Below are 17,636 nucleotides of genomic sequence, written 5' to 3'. Positions count from 1 at the left end.
CGACTCGCGAGGCCCCTGCGCGCTCTAGACGGGGCAGGCCCGCCCACCCGAGAAGAGACACAACCATGACCACGCCTTTCGAAACCCGCAGCCCCGACGAGATCATCAGCGATCTCGATCAGGCCATACGAGGACTCGCCGACCTCGACACCAAGGAACTGGTCTTCGAGCTCATAGACGACTTGAGATCGAGCTACCGGCTGGCCATCGCTCCGCATCTCGTAGACCCCGGTGCAGCCTCGGCGATCGAGGCCGAGATCGACGACTAAGTCGCAAATCACTACGGCGACAACTGATCTGGGCCGCACGTTCGGCCCAATTATGGGCCATCCGCCGATGAGCGCGACGGCTCACGGCCATCTGACCGACACCCACCCACCCCACTCACGGGGACACCAACGAGGAGACATCATGACTTTCCTGCAACTGGCCCCGAGCGCCTACGCACAAAATCTCACCGAAGCAGCCGCAACCACGGTGATTTCGTGCGAGAACATCCATCAGGACAGTGGCGAGTCTGCCACCGACGCTCTGGTCTGGGCCATCGAGAACGGCGGTCTGTTCACCTTCGAGCACGCTCTGACTCTTCTCGTCGACCAAGCGGTGCAGATCCACGAAGATCAGCGCGCCGATTCGGTCACCACCTCGCCACTCTCGCTGTTCGGCGTCGGAACCGCCAAGCCTGACCGCGGTCGTCCCGAGACGGCTGTTATCGGCAACTGGTTGCCCGAGGGGGCCGACGAAGAGGACCGGATTCTCTCCCTGCTCGCGCTGGATCAGTTCTGACCTGAGACCACCTTCCGACCGGGGCGGCTTGCTGCTGCCCCGGTCGCGATATTTCGCCGAGAGGATCCATTCGGGTCGGTATGGGGTGGCTCATCGCCTTGATCGGACTGCAGAGCGCAGTGCGCGCGCCCATCGGGCGCGCCGGAGGGAGTCAGAGACAGCTCACCAGCCGGGCTGAGTGCCGGCTGGATCGCGGGACTTCAGCGAGCTGGACCACCACAGACGCCACCACTGACCACGTGAAAAGGAGACCGGCATGCCGATCCAGCCGCTCATCATCGAAGACGACCTTTCAGGTCAGAACCTCGAACCGAAGTACACCCCGAAAGATTTCCACAAGGACATCAGCGGAACCGGTGGCAACCGTGGCCGCATCGACATCTCCGTGCATCCGGCCAATCCCGACCTGAGCTACGACCCCATACCGAAGGTCGATGCTCCGACCAAGGAGCAGATCGACGGCGAGACCTCTGTTCGCACTCTCGTCACTCAGCCATTGCTCGAGCTGCACTTCGAAGAAGCGCTGCAGCGCGTGTACGCGATCGACGTCGCCCGTTCCCAAGCGGGCCAGACGGCCGCCGAGCTCGACGCCGCCCCGTACCTCTACCGTTTCCCAGTGCCGCCCACCGCCCACTTCGAGGAAGAGAAGAAGGGCAAGAAGGTCTCGGTCCGTCTCGTCGAGGACATGTTCGACGTGAGCAAGGCCCTCGGCGGCGGTGTACCCGGTTTCCGCCTGTGGCTCAACCTCGAACCGCAGCTCGTGGTGTTGCGTGACCGCGGCATCATGGACGTCAGCACCGGTAAGAACGCCTGGACCAAGACCACCCACATTCGGTACCGGGTGGAGCTGTACGTGATCGCAGAAGGTGAGCACACCGACGAGCTGTACGAAGTCGACGGCACCACAGTGCTTCTCGATTCCGACGGCCATCCTGTTACTGCTCCGTCGATCAGCGAGATCGCCGCTGTCACTGACGTCGTGACCCATGATCCGCTGAGGTTCGAAGGCGTCGAATCGTTCGTGTCGATCAACTATTCGTTCAACGTCCCCGAGACGCTGGCCGAGATGATCGAGTCCACAGTGGGCTATCTGGCGGGTCGTTCGGTGTCCCTGCCGGCTTTCGACAAGAAAGGCTTCGTCTCCTGGTCGCTCGATCACTACTCGGTCTACGACCGCCTGTGCAGCGCGGCCGAGCTCTTTCAAACCGAGCTCGTCGTCGAACCCATCATGTCCTTCATCAACCGGCTCTACTCCGCAGCTAACTGGCTTGCAACGGCGCGCGGCACGAGCGTCGAGGTGGTCGAGATGGATTCCGCTGGCCGCGAGCTGGCGTTCCTGGACAACTTCGCCACTCCGTTGGAGGCCTACACCGCGATCTATGCGGGGCTGCTCGAACTGGACGGCTCGGGGCCGATCTCGTCGGCCCTGATCTCACGCAACATGCAGCTCAAGCAGAACGCTGAACTGCAACGCCTCAATGCCGTCAAACATCTACTGCCAGTACCGGGCCCCGTCGATCCTGCGCGGTACACCATTCCGGACTACGCCTCGATTCAGCAGCGTGAGGCCGTGCAGACGACCGATCCGCTGGTGATGGTGGTGGCCGGCGCGGGCGCGGGGAAGACCTGGACGATCACCGAACGCATCAAGATGCTCACCCAAGGCTGCTCCGTTCCGGCCAGCTCGATTCTGACGCTGTCCTTCACGAACGCCGCGGCGGACGAGATCCGAGATCGCAATCCCGGCGTCGAGTCCAAGACGATCGCCAGAATGATCCACGAGATCTACACGACGAACTTCGCCGACCAAGAGCTCTCCACAATGGAGACAATCAGGAACTCGCTGGGCATCTACTTCGGAGCGAAGGTCCACACCGACGAAGTCCTCAGCGAATTCTACCGGTTGGTGAGCAACTCGATCACCAAGGAGACGAACGCGGACATCATCGCGATGAGTGCGTTCATCGAGCGCTACACCAGCGAGGTCGTGACCATCCTCAACACAATCGGTCAGACGACTCTCGAACTCGAGATCATTCTGTCGTACCTTCTCATCGACAGGCTTGTGGAGCCGTACGCCAGCCCCGCCTACCTGATCATCGACGAGGTGCAGGACAACAGCGCCTTCCAGTTCGTCTACGCCATGCGTTATGCAGCAAAGCATCAGTGCGCGCTGTACATGGTCGGCGACGCCAGCCAGACCCTCTACGAGTTTCGGGCGGCGAATCCGAAGGCACTGTCCGCGCTGGAGGCCTCCGGGGTATTCACGGTCTGCAAACTGTCCACGAACTACAGATCGGCTCAGGAAATCCTCGACTTCGCCAATATCCATCTGAGCGACATCGAAGCCAATCGGTTCACCAACATCCAGTTGCAGGCCAACTCCGTCGTGACGTCGACGGTGGATAGCTTCACGGCTTCGGTGCGTCTGATGAGCAAGTCCTGCGGAACACAGAAGGCTTTCGATCAGAATCTCAAGCAGTATCTGCGCGGCGAGAAACTCACGGAGTACTTCACGAACAATCTCGCGGCCCGCGACACCACTGTCGTACTGTGCCAGACCCGCCGTCACGCCAAGATGGCTCAGGAGGTTCTCGTCGAGATGTTCCCGGACGAGGCTGTCCACAACCTCGTCAGCGATCGCGCGTACAGCATGAAGACCTTCTCCACCTTCATTGCGCGTCACTGGGATCAGGTGACCTGTGTCGAACCTGCTGTCGCTCCGTTCACGTTCCATCAGCAGATCCGCACGCAGATCAGCTCCCTGGAGCCTCGTAACACCGAGATCGCCGAGCGCATCCTCACCGATGCGTTGGTCGATTGGTGGAAGCAGACCAATGGTCCGTGCCAGGGATGGCTTGCCATGGTGGCCTCGGGAATGATGACCGATGCCAACTTCTTCCTGTACCTGCGAAAGTCGATTCTGGACTACGAAATTCGTAACAACGCGATCCGGAATTCGCTGACCGGTCAGAAGAACGCAATCCGCAAAGAGGAGATGGCCGCTCGTGACCCCAAGCTCATGGTCTCGACCGTCCACGGTGTCAAGGGAATGGAGTTCGACCACGTGGTGGTCGTGCTGCAGCCCGAGACCTCGAACAGTCGCAAGGACGAGTCGTACAAGCGCCTCCTGTACGTGGCGCTGACTCGGGCCAAGATGGACGAGGTCATCCTCGCGGGTGTTTCTACCGCAAAGCCTCGGATCGAGACCGACTACGAAGCTGTGGTCGACGCTCTGCGTCGAAGAGAGGTCGAGAACGCAGCAGCTCCGAGTGATGACGAGATCGGCATTGTGGAGGTCGCTGAGGCGGACCTGGTCACAGGTGATGTCGTCGATCAGATCAATGCGCTCGGCATCGAGGTCGGTATAGACACACGAGTACCCGTGTCGGCGTCCACGGTCGCCGGAGACGGGCAGGAGACACCATTTTGATCGGTGAGCGTGATCGTTCCTGAAATGCAGAGTCTGTTCACCATCAACTCCGGGGCGGTCCAATCGACCGCCCCGGAGTTGATCTTCTTCTGGTCAGTTGCACAAGGCCCCCACGCAAAGAATGCGCGGCTGCAAAATCAGATTGATCGGCTCCAGCCCGAATTCTCATAAAACCCACCAGCCCACTTGTGACCTGTCACACATTATTAGGAAGACGTAATGGAGGATACAAATAATTATCGGCCAATCAGTGAGCTGACCTTGATATACCGGTCGGAGGGAAGTGGTAAGCACTACACTCAGCCAGCCGCCGATCTGACCCAAGCAGGGACTCTCATCGACCCGGATGGCCCCACGGCCGGAGATGACATGCCCCTTGTCGGATACCAGCAGGTCTAGGATTTTTGCAGCCCGTCGGAGAGGAACCGCGAAGCCAGTTTCACTACTTCAGATTCAGGTTGCGACACGACACCGAAAGAGAACACCATGCCCGACGCTCAGAGTCAGAATACTGATGAACCTTTCAACCTCATACCTTTGGCGCAGGCCCCTGGCCTAGTTCTGCGGATGATCGGCCGCTTCGCCGAAGGTCTGCCGGAGCCTATGATCATCGGTGCCAACGACAAGCCTGTCGCCGCCTTGATTCCCATCGCCGACCTTCTCCGTCTGCGAGAGTACGACCGTCGAGTACTCGACTCCGAAGACCTGTTCTACTCCGAGCTCGATCGGCGTCTGAACGACTCGGACACCACCATCGCGACGACCGATCTCGAGGCCTTCGCGCGAACGCTCGGTGAGGTCGGCGAAGACTGGGCCGACAAGCAGACCCGAACCAACCAGGACTGATCATGGCCGGGTCACCCTTCGAGCTCGCGCTGCATCCGGCCTTCGAGCGCGATCTCCAGAGCCTTGCGACCGCCGCGGCCCGTAATCCAACAGGCGAATCCCGCCGCCTGCTCACCGTCACTCTCAGTGCACTCGCGGCAATTCGCGACGGGGAGATCCCCGTGCGGCCTCTCGAACGAATGGGTTCCTACCCCGATCTGTCGGACTGCAACAAGGTCTACATCCAGACAGACCCCGACTCGAAACCCAAGTACCGACTCGTCTGGAGAGAACGTCCCGCCGATGAAGCCGGCGGAACTCCCATTCGAGAGGTGATCCAGCTCGGTGAGCGCGAACTCGGCTCGGTCTACCACTTGACCGGGCAACGGCTCGGGCGTCCATCGGGAGTAAGTCTCGACGAGCTCTTGCGAGCCGATCGCGACACCATCGCAACAAAGCTCCTCAACTTGCCGAACGATCGCTTCCCTGCCTCCCCGAAGAAGTCACCGGAGTTCGGCGACTGACATTTCGATCACTAATTGCCACACAACCAATCACCGGGCCTCGGAGCACTCGCTCCGGGGCCCGAATCGTTCCCGCCCCCGATGCCGGAAACCGGCCCTCACGAAAGACACCGATGATTCCTGAATCGACCAAAGCCCAGCCGACCTCACGCCCCAAGAGCACTCTCGCGCAAACTGTGACGGCCACCCTGACGGCAGTCCTCCTCGTCGTCTTTCTCGTCGCTATGGCAGCAGGGTGGGCTCTGCTCTCCGCTTTCGATCGAACGGTCGCCGGGCAGGACGATGCCCCCAGCGCCGTGACTCAGTGGCTATGCCTGCCCTACACCGACTTCGTACTCGACCAGAACCGGGCAGGCCTGACACCCGAGCAGATCGCTGCAGTTCTGAAGGTGTCGGAGTATGGCGAGCGGGGTCAACTCGGAGTCACAACTCCGGATGCCGCGATCACCGAGCCCAGCATCGACTCACCAGAGGCCTGCGGATACCCGTTCGAGATCCTCGACGCGGCCGGTCTTCTCGGAGCGCCCAGCGGCCCTGCGAACCCGTAGTTCGACCCGTTCGGAGTTTCTCGTGGAGTATCTGGCGGACTATCGATATACCCTCTTACTAGAAGTCGGCACCGACCGCCCGGAGCAACCGTTCCGAGTCGTCGCCGATATGTCGGGAGGACACGATCATGAACAAGTTCACACGCCGGATCGCCGCCGTGGGAGTCACCGTTGCAGCTACCGGTGCCGCCATCGTCGGCTCGGTCATCGCAGCGCCGGCCGCCTCGGCCGCCGTCCCCTCCGGTGACTACACCTTCACCACGACGGCCTTCGGTATTCCGTCGACGTCCCCGGCCCGAGTAGACGGTGACAAACTCACCCTCTTCTCGCCCATCGGACCGATCACGCACACGATCAAAGACCTCCCTGTCGGCGGATTCATCGACGACGGCTTCCAGCGCTTGTACATCGGCGGAGAGACATTCTTCGGCCCCTTCGTGATCGGCAACAACACGCTCACTCCCCGCTAGTCGAACTCTCCCCAGCGCCCATGCGCACAGAACGCCGCCTCGTATCGTCACGAGGCGGCGTTTTTCGTACAGGACCACACGCTGGATCTGCGCAACGTAAGGAGCTACGCCACATGGCCATTCATGCCGTCGGACTGAGCGTCATCATCATTGCCACCATCGCGTCGTACGCATTCCGCACCGAGGGTCAGACCAGAGCCGCGAGGTGGTCCTTACTGCTCCTGATCGTCGGAATCATCATCACCTCGTTCGGGTTCTGGAGTAACCGCAACAACCCCAGCAACACCTTCATCATGACCTGGACCGTCGTCCTCACCGGCGGCATGCTCGGCCTCGTCTCAGCTGCAGGAGCCGTGATCTACCGAATCCTCCGCGACGAACCACGCGAACCACGCGACGCAGGCACCATCGTCGGTCACGACGCCCTACCTCCACTCTGATCGAACATCGACCATCGCTCGATTCCCAACCAGAACGCCGCCTCGCATCCCACGAGGCGGCGTTCTTCTTTCCTGGACCGGACCACGGCACTTGTGACCGTCAGTAGGTACCACTGTCGTCACCTGAATGCTGGTTCGGTTGTGCCCTGGCTTATCGAGCGAAGAACGGTGAGGAACGGCTCGAGTTCGTCCAGAAGGTTCTCCGCCTGCTTCTTGGTCGGCGGTTTGCTGGTGACAGCCCCGACCGCCAGCTGCTTGAGGAAGTACATATTCAATCCATCCGAGTCCTCGTCGAGGATCGCCCACCGATCCGGTTCGCTCTCGCTCGCCAGGCCACTCGAGTGCAACGAGTCCCGGGCACGTTCGGAGAGTTTGAATGACGCTCCGCTGACATTCATGTTCCTCGGAGCTTTCCGATACCAGTACCGGGCAGCTCGGCGAAAGTCATGCCCACTGATCGACAGAAAATCGCTTTCCTCGTACAGCGCATTCTGCGTACCGGCCGTCTCGGCTGCACGCAGGAGATGATCCGCAACGAGCACTCGACCGATAGCTCCGAACGTGGTGACAACAACGAGATCCGACAGATGGTCGGGCGGGCGTTCGCTGGCAGCCTCGCATCTGCCGAGATCGACCTCCGCTAAGGCAAACAACGTCTGTATTGCGCGCTTCATTGCTTTCGACTTCTCTCCGTCGATTGCATCGACGAGATGCCTGCGTATGGAATCAAGCTCCTTGTGCTCCTCGGCAACCATTCTGTCCGGATAGGCCACCTGCGTTGCACACAGTCTCGGCAGGAACGTTCTCAGCACGTCATCGGGAATGCGTGTGGTCGTACGTCGCAACACTCGGCCCATCTCGAAAACTGCGCCGATCTCCTCGCGCTCCCCGGCGTCGCCGCCGACGAGAAGAGCCTCGGCGCGTCTGCGGTGAAATTCTGCATTCGCGGCTCCGACAGGATGATTGAGCTTCGTGCAGTACCTCTGCTCGGTTGCCATCAACAGCGCGACCTTCGAAAAATGGGGTGCCACTGCAAGGCGGGCTTCCTTGATGTCGCTCTCCGACGGCTCAGCGGGCAGGCCCCTGTTGATCTGGTCGATCAAGCCGCGAATCGCCCTCAATCCGTTCTGGGTCAGCTTCACTCCCAGAGTGAAGTTTCTGGAGCGACTGTCGTTCTGAAACTCCCTGATGCCGGAGTCGACCCAGGAGTAGGCCTTACCGAAGGATTCTCCGGTCGAATCGGCGGTGGCTTGGTCGAGGTGCAGCTCGGCGAGAACATTGCTCATTTCAGCCAGCACGGCACCCTCGTCGGCGTGATCACGGGCCAGCCGTGCATGTTCACGTTCGAGCTTCCCTATAGCCGACCCGACGTTGTGGTGTCCGTGCTGGACCCTCCCCTTGATGTCGGAGGCGATCTGCTGGGCTCGATGGACGGCGGCCCTCTTCGATCGAGCGGCGCTCTGTCGGCCGGCTACCTTGAGATGGTCAATTGCGGCCGGTGTCAACGCTATGTCGATGACCTCGGGGTTCTCGACCAATGATTCAGCGACGTCCGACACGTGCTCGAAGCCGTTCCGCTTGACCGTGTTGACCGCCACTCCCACCGCTGCAGCGAAGTCCTTCATGCTCATGCCGTCCAGCTGCTCACTCGCCGCGAGTCGCGCTGCGCAGGTGTAGATGTCGCGGAGGGTTCGCTCCTTTCGGCGGTCTATCGCCGTGGAACTGTCTCTTCGTCCTGCCGAAGAAGCCCTGGATACCTGACTCATACCTACTCCAACCTACGACATCGTTATGGATACTCGCGGACTTCGAATGTACATATCGCCGACTTGGGTTTTGCTACTGCGCGACGTCTGTAAAGCTTCTCATGCGCTGGTCAACCCGACCGGCCAACGCGGAGGGACACACGATGAACACCGTCATTTCAGCCGTCAAAACTCAACTCTGGTTGCTCGTGGTGACCGCAACGGTCGTGGCAGCGATCGCTGCCACGGCACTGTTCGGATCGTCCGGCGTCTCGACGCTGAACGAATCTGCGTCGCCGCAGATCGCCGCTGAGCAGACCATCGACGCATCGACGAGCAAGACCGTCGATGCTGCGCCGTCGATCCGGACAGTCGGTGCCGGTGACATTCAGCTGGCGTCGAACTACAACGCCTACGGGTGTGTGGGTCTTCTCAACGCCAAGCAGTGGCAGGTGCTCGCCTTCGTTGTGGGCTACTGCCCGACGACGTGGGTTCTCCAGAGCACCTCGTGGGGTAGGTCCATCGTCAACTACGTCGTTGGTGTCGCCTGCAAGTCTCCGTGGATCGTGCGGGCCGCAACAGGTGGCAAGTACAGCAGTTGCTGATCGGATCCTGATCGCGTTACCGAAGGCGGGGCCTGTCCGGAACAACGGACAGGCCCCGTTTTTCGTCTGTGTGACGGTCAGTCAGATTGGTACAGATTGGCGACTACTCGTAGCCGTCCTTGGAGTCGAGCAGATCGAACCGGAGTGCGACGAGAATCTCTGTCAGATCGATACCGACACCAGTCGCATAGCCCTCCAACGTCCCCAGCTGTTCGTCGAACTTTGCACCGATGACGAACATAGGAAATGTGTGTTCGTACCACTCGGGATCGAAATTCACATACGCAATTCCACTGTGCTCCAGCTCCAGCGCCAACTCAGCGATCCGCGTTTCCGACTCTTGTGTTCGTCGACTCAATTCCGGAACGGTCAACCCCCAGTCCCGATTCCGGTGGGCATGCTTGATTGCGATAGCGAGCAGCACGCGGGCATATCTGGTCACACCAGCTAGGACCTCACCGAACTGACGCCAGTACTCCACCTCGGCCTGTGTCTGTTCGGGACTGAGCCCCAACAAGTAGAAATCGGACAGCGCGGCAGCAGTCTTCGCCGGCACGAGAACATCGGCCGCAGAGTGGTCGCGGATCTCTTGCAGGAGCAAGTTGTTGAAGCCCTCACGAAACGGTCGCTCGTGATCAGCTTTGAGCTGGCGCATCCGCTCGACCGGATACTCATCGACATCGTCCGTAATACGATGGTGAGGTCCACACATCAGCATCAGATTCGACTCCTGCCGACGTTCGTCATTCGTCGAGTTCGAGTTGAAGCGTTCGCCTTTCTCCAACGCCGCCTCTATATGGCAGAGTTCGCCGACGTACTTGCCATCCTGGAACATTGCGACACCGCAGTCCGGAAACGCGCATTGGTTCCCTGAGTAGAGGTACACAATCGCCAGTGTGTCTTTTGTTGGATCCAATCGTTTGATGACTTCGTCCGGCACTGCCGCTCTCCGATCGCTCATCTTTTCTCAAGGTCGCAATCGACGCAGACCGCGAGGGGGCGAATCGCGTCGCGATCCTGGTCAAGGCCCCAACGTCGATCGGCGATCGACCAGACGAAGCTACCAAGGGTGCTCGCGACACTTCCTACAAGGCCGACCCGACAAATAACTGCCGCACGCATCTTCGGTGTGCGTTCCTGCAGGTGACGCGTGGTTACAGCAGATAGTGCGTCGCTGGGCAATCGTCGTGCATCACTGTGAAGTGCCTTTGAAGTTGGCCAATCGAACCAGGTAGTTGTCCAACGATTTGCGGCTGGAGTGTGGGTCGGTGTGCCAACTATCCTGTCCAATGATCGAGATTCGTCGGTCTTCGCGCACGTTGTGCCATTGAAATTGTCCAACGCGTAGGACTGGCCGATCAGGTCTGCCCTCGTGGCAGGTCCCCGGTGAACGGGCCATCTTGCTACGTACTCGTGCGGAATCGATCGATAAGGCGCTGTGGGTCGACCGAGTGGGACGGGAGTCGCCGAAGAAGGGCGTCGAGCACCATTCCGTCGAGCGCGGCTGCAAGCGCGGCGGCATCGGACAGTGTCAAACCGCGTTCACACAGAATCGCGACGAGGCGGTCTCGGCCACGAATCAGTTCCTCGGCAAGCTCCGCGTCGTGAAATGAGGCGACGACAAGTTCGTAGCGAGCCCGGGTTCGACCGGCCTCTGAGTCGAGCCACCGCGCGATCTGCTGGCTGGGGGTCTCATCCGCTGACGGTAAGTCTGATTCGAGCAGATGGCGAACCATCTCCAGGACCAGACCACGCTGGTTCGTGAAATGGTGCCGCGCGCTGCCATGAGGGACGCCGGCCTCGTCTTCGACACCTCGCATCGACCAGCCTCGGAACCCGACACTACCGAGTAGTTCCAAACCGGCGTCGAGCAGGGATTCTCGCGTGGACTTCTCCATGTGGAGAGGTTAACGTGAACCTACCCTCTCCACGTGGAGAAACTTTCTGGGATAGGAACATCCATGGTGATATTTTTCGACATCCTCCTCGCGCTCTGCGTAGGCATGGTGCTGTGGTTCTCCGGCTATGTCATCTACCGCTTGGTGTCCGAGGAGACGAATCGCCGGTAAGCCGCATGCTGACGAGCCCAGGCGATAACGGCGGGAGGATCTCGCGGGGTGTCCTTGTTGGCCGATCGGGTCTGACCTCGCATGCTGCAACTGTCGGTGCTCCGAGCGCTCCGCCCGCCGCTGGGGAGGCCGCCGATGTATTCGTGACCGACAATGCGCGTGTTGCAGCCACGAGAAGGAGCGACCGATGACCGAATCCGACATCGACAGTGTCGAATCGGTGGCACCTTACCTCGCGCAGCAGTGGCATCCGACGCTCAATCGTGGCCTGGTGCCGTCGCAGGCGCAGCTCTCGAGTAGCCGGTTGGTGTGGTGGCTCGGACCGTGCGGGCACTCGTGGCAAGAGTCTCCGTCGCGGAGGGCGCGCAAGGGTGCGGACTGTCCGGTGTGCACGGGAGAGCGGACGCGGCCCGGAGTCAACGACCTGGCGACCACGCACCCGCAGGAGGCGGCGGAGTGGACGCGGGAAGCCACGCGATACCCACTATCTGCCCGCGACGTCAATGCCCAGTGCCAGTGGGCCGATCGGCTACTCGCGGACGTCGAGAGTTCGGATCATATTGTCGCGAAGGAAGAGTGACGTCGTAAATTGTCTTCCAGGTGCGGACGGAGCAGCATTCCGAGTTGCTGTAGCCGCGCACTTCGGGAACGAATCACCTCTTCGGTCAGGGCTTCGATCAGCACCCACTGCGCACCGGTGACCCAGACAAGTTCACGGCGCAGGTACGCACGGAGGTGTTCGGGGCTGCGGAACAGGGCGTCGATGGCCTCCCAGGTGCGGGGCCTCGACAGTAGGTGCAGCACTCGTGTGGTCTGCGGGTAGAGGGCGAGCCGGTCATCGACCCCGTCCACGAACCCGGGCCGGGCTTCGGCGGCGCTCAGATGTCCGGTCCAGGAGGGCGGCCCGAGGACCGTGGCCTGGTCGCGGACGATCCGCCAGGTGGCGTCCACGAGGTGCCGGGTGAGCAGACCGGTCGAGATCGCACGCCGATACCGGCGCTCCGCCCGCACCCACTCGCCGTCGCCGGGTACCTGCCGCTGGAACTCGTGACCGTGGTCTGGTGCGAGCCAGCGTCCATGCTTGAGACAGATCGAGAACTGGTGGTGGTCGAACGTGGGCACCGAATGCCCTGCGGTGCAGTAGGTGCAGGCATAACGGATGCCGGTGCTGCGCTTGCGGTAGGTCTCGGTGAGGAGAGTGTCGGCGGCGCCCTGCGGCGTGCGGGTGGCACGGAGATACGAGCGGACGAAGTGGGTGGCGTGCGGGCCGCCGAGTTCGTCGATCGCGCGCGCCAGGTGGTGCTTTCGCCCGGTTTTGTTGCGGCGCTTGCGGATCACTGAGTTCACCAGGGGGCGGTCGATCATGTTCACCGCGCACAGTCGGTCCAGGTAGGAATGCGGCGTCTCGAAGTGGTGCGGGCGCACGTACACCAGCTGGGGTTTGAAGGCGAGGGGAGTCACGCGACTGCGCTGCGGCGCTTCTTCCTGCCGGACTCTGGAAGTACCGCGCCAGCGCCGGCCGCCCCGAAGATGTGCTCCTCGACGATCACCTCGGGTGCATCGGGGGTGGGCTTCTCGTCGATCGCCACTGACAGTGCGCGCGAAAGCACGCGGCGAAGGTTCCCGATCCGGCCCGCGGTCAGCGCGTGGAGTGGGTCGGCGAATTCCAGCAGCCGGTCCGGCTCGTCGTCTACGAGGTGCATCTCCTCGCTGAACCGCAGCAGTAGCGCGGCCCAGCGGTCGCGGTCGGTATCGGAGGCGTAGGAAAACGGACGCAGGGGCAGGATTTCGCCGCGGCCCATGATTTGCTCGGCGGCGCGGGAGGCGAGTTTGCTGGTGAGGTCGATGCCGGAGAGGACGGTGACGACGCCGGCGTTGTTGATGATCGACTTGAGTGTGTCCATTGCGTCGTCCCCGTGCGGTCCGTGGAGGCGGAGCATCTGCAGCTCGTCCACGATCAGCAACCGGGTTCCTCGGGCGATCATGAGGTCGGTGGCGTTGCCCACCAGTTCCCGCTGGGTGCGGCGTTCTCCGACCGGTGTGCCGAAGAAGTCGAGGATCGCGGCGGCGATCATCTTCGGTGTCGAGCGCGGTGCGGCCTCGATGTAGACCACCGGGACGTGGCCGTGTCGGCGGTAGTCGGGGTTCATCCGGGCCTGGGCCATCTCCACCTCCCTGGCCAGCCGCAGCAGCATGGTGGTCTTCCCGACGTTCGCGGGACCGTCCAGCACGATGTTGCGTTCGCCGACCGCGTACTCGTGGGTGGTGCGCAGGTAGCCTTTGACCGACCGCAGCAGGTTCATCGTGTCGGCGGTCTTCAACCAGAATCCGGCGCCGAACCACTGCAGGCGGAGACTGTCGTAGCTCCACCGATCGTCCCGATCGAGCGCCTGGTAGGCGGCGCGGTCCAGTCGGTCGGGCTGGGTGAATCGGTGGTCGAGTCGCTGGCGCAGACCCGACAGGGTGCTCTTGGGGTCAGGTCGCATTCCACAACTCCTCGTCCGGGGACACCAGTCGGAACTCGTCAGCCACGGTTGCTGTTCTGGCGGGCTGGGGCGGTGCCGGGTCGGCGATCGGTGCCGGTCGCGGTTCGTTGTCGCGTGTGCGCTGTTCGGACACGGCCTTCTTCCTCGCGGCGCGCTTGGTCGACAATCCGGTCGGCTGGTTCGCCAGGGTCTGCTCAGCCCACTCGTCCTGCACGTCGCCGCCGGCCTCGGCGGTGTTGCGGAGGCGGCGCAGCGCGGAGGCGAACGGGTACACCTCGAGCCGGTAGGAGTCCGAGACACACTCGATCCAGTGTCCGGTGTCGGGGTGGGCCACCCAGGCGCGGTCGGGGTCGTAGGGATCGCAGCGGACCTCCCACTTTCCGTCCTTCGTGCCGGGCCGCATCTTCATCAGCGGCTGGAGATCGCCGGACCGGTAGGTGAGGTTGTTGATTTTGAACCCGGCGCCGGGTTGCAACACCCGGCGATGCACGGGCATCAGGGCGATGTAGGTGTGTTCGTCGATCGGCACCGGTATGCCCGCGCTGGCGTCGAACATGGCGGCGTACATCTGGTTCGGTGTGAACTTCCGCGAGGGTACGTCACGGTCCCGCAGCCCGTCGTGGGGGCGGTTCTGCCACACCTGCACCCACCACTGTTCGAACGAGTCCGCCAACTCCCGTAGCGTCAGCAGCCCGTCGTGGGAGATCTGACCCCGGTTGACCGGGCTGTTGCCAACGTAGCCGGGTTGCTTCTGCATCCACAGCGTGTCGATCGATCCGAGCAGTCTTTCGATGTGGGTCTTGTACGTCGGCGACTGCGGCGGGGCCTGCCGGACGCTGATCCCGAAGTGCCGGCAGGCCGAGACGAACGTCGGCCCCAGGTAGTCCGCGCCTCGGTCCGTGGTGATCGACTCCGGCACGATGTACGGCACCGCGAGGGCACCCCGCTGACGTTCGTCGAGCGCGGTCATTTGCTCGTGCGGCAGTACCTCGGAGGCCTCCAGGCGCATCCACGCCGGCGCATCGGGGCGGCACTGCCGGGGCCGCAGCATGCGGGCCAACAGGTCGGCGTGCTCCACCCCGGAGGCACCGGTGGGCACCATCGAGAACCCTAAAATACTGCGGGTCGCCACATCCGTCGACACCGTCAAATCCGGCCTGCCGACCTTGCCGTCCGGCATCAGGCACAGCACGTTCACCGGGGTCGAGTCGATCTCCACCACCTCGCCGGGAGACGTGGCCGAGATGGGCGCCGCACTCCGGTCCGGGCGGTTGCCCACAGAACGGCGAGTGGTGGCCTTCCCACGGGCCAAGCCACGGGTGTCGTAGGCGTCGATGAGCCTGCGCAGTGTCCGGGCCGACGGTATCTCGATGCCCTCGTCCTGGTGTCGCATCCGAAGCCGTGCTCGGACACGGTTGATGAGCGTGGCGACCGAGACGGTGCTCTCGGTCTTAGTGTCTTCCAGGACACCGATCACCGCCTCGGCCACCCTGTGGTCGACATTCGGGGCGACCGTCTTATGGCCGGTGATGCGGCGATCGATGAGGCCGTGGACGCCGTGGGCGAGGTACTGCTTCTCCTTGCGGCCGAGTGTGCGGATGGTGACGTTGATACCCGCTGCCGCGAGTTCCTGTGCCTTCAACTCGCGTCGCTTCATCTTGCTCGGGTCGTCGTATCCCGTTCGGCGCGTTGAGGTGTCGTCGTGGGGGTCGGGGACGCCGTACATGACTTCGTTCAGGTGCGGCTCCCACCAGCGGGCACGTTCCACTTCCTCGCAAGTGAATGCGGCGAACTCGGCGGGCTTGTCGTCGTCGGTGGATCTCTGTTTCCCAGTGACCTTGATTTCGCCGCGTGCCGAGAGAGTGGGCAGGTCGATCCAGACCCGCTGCCCATCCACGAGCCGTTGCACCAGTGTCCCCGAGGCGGTGGCTGCTGCGATGACGTACTCCACATCGTGCCACTCGATCAGGTCACCCAGGCTCAGCCGCAGCACGGTTCACCCTCCGAAGTCGTGGTGGCGGTGGTATCGAAGTCGAGAGGCTGGTCGAGGTCCACGCTCAGGTGGCGGTGCCAGATCAGGTGCTTGAGGTACGGCATCGCCAACGCCGGGTGACGCCGGTTCACCATTGCCGCTCCCTCTCCGAGGAATCGTCCGGCCTCGAAGATGTCGAGCAACCGCACGAACACCTCCCAGGACGGGTGACAGCGCGTCAACCGGGCCGCACGAAGGAAGCCCAAGTTGATTGTCCTCGTTGGGTTGGCCTCCGACAGCACCTCGTATCGCCAGCCGACGTCAGCGCAGACCAGGGCCGTCGCGGCGAACTGCTGCCGCGCCTTCTCATTGATCCGTGCAGCTGGCTTCACGTCGTAGACCACCTGATCACCGTTCTCGTTGACGGCGAAGAAGTCCGGGTCGTGGTAGACCGCCTCGGCCCCGCGCCGGAACAGCAGCCGGAACGGCTGAGTTGCAACCTGGACCGCTTCCCCTTGGTGGTCGAGGTCGACCAGGCAGGCCAATTCGAGCGCAGATTCGTACCAGAGATGCCGCCCGGTCCGCGGCCAGTAGTAGAGGCCGTGCTGGTTGAGTCGGTTCTGGTACTGCACGCCCCGGCGGATTGGCTCGTTCTCCCACAGCCGCTCATGCAGCAGTTCCGGCGAGGGACGCGCCATGCGGACGGCACCGTCATGGCGACGCCACTGCACGGCATCCAAGCCGTCCTCCGTCCGCGTGGCCAGAGACCGGGCCTGCAGCGAGGACGTCCCAACCAGCGTGGTCGAGCTCTCGGTCATGGGGGAGTCCTCCGGTCGCGGGGGCGATCTCTCGCCTGTCCGACACTGTTGCTGGGGCCGCAACTTGTTCAGGAATGAAAGTCGTCGTCCCGCGGCCCGCTCGGTATGTAGGTCACGCAGAGCATAGAAGGCTGCGGGTGCACGATCACTACGACTCGTGGTCGCGGAGTCGAGGGGACGTCCAGGTGCGCGGCAGACGACCGACGGCCGCACGCAAGAGCGCGACGAACAGGGACACGAGCAGGACGGCCAGGGCGAACCCGGAGGCGACGTCGTGCAGATAGTGGACGCCTGCGGCCAGGCGGGAGACACCGACCAGCAGCGCGGCAGGGACCGCGAACCAGGCGGTGCGGGGCACGGAGACGATGCAGGCGGTGGCGAACGCGGCCGCCAGGACGGAGTGATTCGAGGGCCAGGACCAGTCCCCGACCTCGGGGCAGGCCAAAGCTGTGGCCACGTCCCACACGCGGCAGGGGCGTTCCTCGCTCACCAGCAGCTTCACAGCCTCGCTGATCGCGTAGGCGCTGATCGCGCCGACGCCTCCGCACACCAGCCGCCAAAACGCGGCACGGTCGCGCACCAGGGACCAGAGGGCAAGAAGCCCGGCCAGGGCAACCAGCGCGAGCAGCCCGTAAGAAGCTACGTCCGCGACAACCGAGGCTGCAGCAGAGCCCGCGACAGCCGGGGCGACGGCGAGGTATAAGTCTGCACGTACCGGCCAGGCCAACACGGCTAACAGGGCAAAGAGCACGGCAATGGGAAGGGCCCGGGCGAGGACGGGCGGCGAGTTCTGAGGCATGTCTTCGACGCTAAAATCCCGCTAATCCTCGCGAATCAGGCCCACGGTGACTGTTCTCTACGACCTGGGTCGTAGGCGGGTTATGCAGGCGTCGTACCCGAGGCTGATCCGGATGC

The 17,636-nt window shown here is 62.6% G+C and carries 18 protein-coding genes; 10 read left to right on the top strand and 8 right to left on the bottom strand.

Features of this window, described 5'->3' with window-relative positions; all coding sequences use genetic code 11:
- The first annotated feature begins 65 nt into the window (after positions 1–65).
- The 8 genes from AB0366_RS22445 (at position 66) to AB0366_RS22410 (ending at position 7,026) form a co-directional block, all read left to right on the top strand.
- Positions 66–269 carry a hypothetical protein gene (locus AB0366_RS22445; protein WP_366245880.1) on the top strand — a complete coding sequence of 68 codons (204 nt, stop codon included), beginning with the start codon at positions 66–68 and terminating at the stop codon, positions 267–269.
- 142 nt (positions 270–411) lie between these two features.
- On the top strand, positions 412–786 hold the full coding sequence (locus tag AB0366_RS22440) for a hypothetical protein (RefSeq protein WP_032373173.1): 375 nt from the start codon (positions 412–414) through the stop codon (positions 784–786).
- A gap of 256 nt (positions 787–1,042) precedes the next feature.
- Entirely contained in the window at positions 1,043–4,219 is a 3,177-nt protein-coding gene (locus AB0366_RS22435) for an ATP-dependent helicase (RefSeq protein WP_366245879.1), read from the top strand.
- A gap of 567 nt (positions 4,220–4,786) precedes the next feature.
- Positions 4,787–5,065, top strand: coding sequence for a hypothetical protein (locus tag AB0366_RS22430; protein ID WP_209912151.1), 279 nt, complete (start codon positions 4,787–4,789; stop codon positions 5,063–5,065).
- A gap of 2 nt (positions 5,066–5,067) precedes the next feature.
- Positions 5,068–5,568 carry a hypothetical protein gene (locus tag AB0366_RS22425; protein ID WP_032373175.1) on the top strand — a complete coding sequence of 167 codons (501 nt, stop codon included), beginning with the start codon at positions 5,068–5,070 and terminating at the stop codon, positions 5,566–5,568.
- A 113-nt stretch (positions 5,569–5,681) separates the two neighbouring features.
- Positions 5,682–6,116: a hypothetical protein gene (locus AB0366_RS22420; RefSeq protein ID WP_366245878.1), complete on the top strand. Its 435-nt coding sequence runs from the start codon at positions 5,682–5,684 to the stop codon at positions 6,114–6,116.
- A 128-nt stretch (positions 6,117–6,244) separates the two neighbouring features.
- A complete protein-coding gene (locus AB0366_RS22415; protein ID WP_057473039.1) occupies positions 6,245–6,586 on the top strand; it encodes a hypothetical protein in 342 nt (113 codons plus the stop codon).
- A 113-nt stretch (positions 6,587–6,699) separates the two neighbouring features.
- Positions 6,700–7,026 carry a hypothetical protein gene (locus AB0366_RS22410; protein ID WP_057473038.1) on the top strand — a complete coding sequence of 109 codons (327 nt, stop codon included), beginning with the start codon at positions 6,700–6,702 and terminating at the stop codon, positions 7,024–7,026.
- Positions 7,027–7,145: 119 nt separating this feature from the next.
- On the opposite strand, the gene AB0366_RS22405 is transcribed toward AB0366_RS22410, so the two are convergent.
- Positions 7,146–8,792 carry a hypothetical protein gene (locus tag AB0366_RS22405; RefSeq protein ID WP_366245877.1) on the bottom strand — a complete coding sequence of 549 codons (1,647 nt, stop codon included), beginning with the start codon at positions 8,790–8,792 and terminating at the stop codon, positions 7,146–7,148.
- Between the two features lie 143 nt (positions 8,793–8,935).
- On the opposite strand from AB0366_RS22405, the gene AB0366_RS22400 reads away from it, so the two are divergent.
- A complete protein-coding gene (locus tag AB0366_RS22400) occupies positions 8,936–9,376 on the top strand; it encodes a hypothetical protein (protein ID WP_366245876.1) in 441 nt (146 codons plus the stop codon).
- 103 nt (positions 9,377–9,479) lie between these two features.
- Here the strand turns inward: AB0366_RS22400 and AB0366_RS22395 are convergent, their stop codons facing one another.
- Entirely contained in the window at positions 9,480–10,316 is an 837-nt protein-coding gene (locus AB0366_RS22395; RefSeq protein WP_366245875.1) for a hypothetical protein, read from the bottom strand.
- Positions 10,317–10,779: 463 nt separating this feature from the next.
- Positions 10,780–11,274 carry a TetR/AcrR family transcriptional regulator gene (locus AB0366_RS22390; protein ID WP_366245873.1) on the bottom strand — a complete coding sequence of 165 codons (495 nt, stop codon included), beginning with the start codon at positions 11,272–11,274 and terminating at the stop codon, positions 10,780–10,782.
- A 358-nt stretch (positions 11,275–11,632) separates the two neighbouring features.
- Here AB0366_RS22390 and AB0366_RS22385 point away from each other — a divergent pair, with 358 nt between their 5' ends.
- Positions 11,633–12,025, top strand: coding sequence for a zinc-ribbon domain-containing protein (locus AB0366_RS22385; RefSeq protein ID WP_366245872.1), 393 nt, complete (start codon positions 11,633–11,635; stop codon positions 12,023–12,025).
- Here AB0366_RS22385 and AB0366_RS22380 read toward each other — a convergent pair.
- The 5 genes from AB0366_RS22380 to AB0366_RS22360 all read right to left on the bottom strand — a co-directional run bounded on the left by AB0366_RS22380 (position 12,001) and on the right by AB0366_RS22360 (position 17,520).
- Positions 12,001–12,906: a hypothetical protein gene (locus AB0366_RS22380; protein ID WP_366245870.1), complete on the bottom strand. Its 906-nt coding sequence runs from the start codon at positions 12,904–12,906 to the stop codon at positions 12,001–12,003. The two genes, AB0366_RS22385 and AB0366_RS22380, sit on opposite strands and share 25 nt — an antisense overlap.
- Positions 12,903–13,931 (bottom strand): ATP-binding protein, encoded by a 1,029-nt coding sequence (locus tag AB0366_RS22375; RefSeq protein WP_366245868.1) that lies wholly within the window; start codon positions 13,929–13,931, stop codon positions 12,903–12,905. Before AB0366_RS22375 ends, AB0366_RS22380 begins: the two co-directional genes overlap by 4 nt.
- A complete protein-coding gene (locus AB0366_RS22370; RefSeq protein ID WP_366245867.1) occupies positions 13,921–15,924 on the bottom strand; it encodes a Mu transposase C-terminal domain-containing protein in 2,004 nt (667 codons plus the stop codon). Before AB0366_RS22370 ends, AB0366_RS22375 begins: the two co-directional genes overlap by 11 nt.
- Positions 15,912–16,721 (bottom strand): TnsA-like heteromeric transposase endonuclease subunit, encoded by an 810-nt coding sequence (locus tag AB0366_RS22365; RefSeq protein WP_366245866.1) that lies wholly within the window; start codon positions 16,719–16,721, stop codon positions 15,912–15,914. The genes AB0366_RS22370 and AB0366_RS22365 overlap by 13 nt, the downstream gene beginning before the upstream one ends.
- 148 nt (positions 16,722–16,869) lie before the next feature.
- Positions 16,870–17,520 (bottom strand): phosphatase PAP2 family protein, encoded by a 651-nt coding sequence (locus AB0366_RS22360; protein ID WP_366245864.1) that lies wholly within the window; start codon positions 17,518–17,520, stop codon positions 16,870–16,872.
- Positions 17,521–17,636 lie beyond the last annotated feature (116 nt).

Origin of the sequence: Rhodococcus sp. NPDC076796, from assembly GCF_040702765.1 — a bacterium.
In the GTDB taxonomy this organism is placed as follows: domain Bacteria; phylum Actinomycetota; class Actinomycetes; order Mycobacteriales; family Mycobacteriaceae; genus Rhodococcoides.
This window is presented reverse-complemented; position numbering and strand designations above follow the sequence as displayed.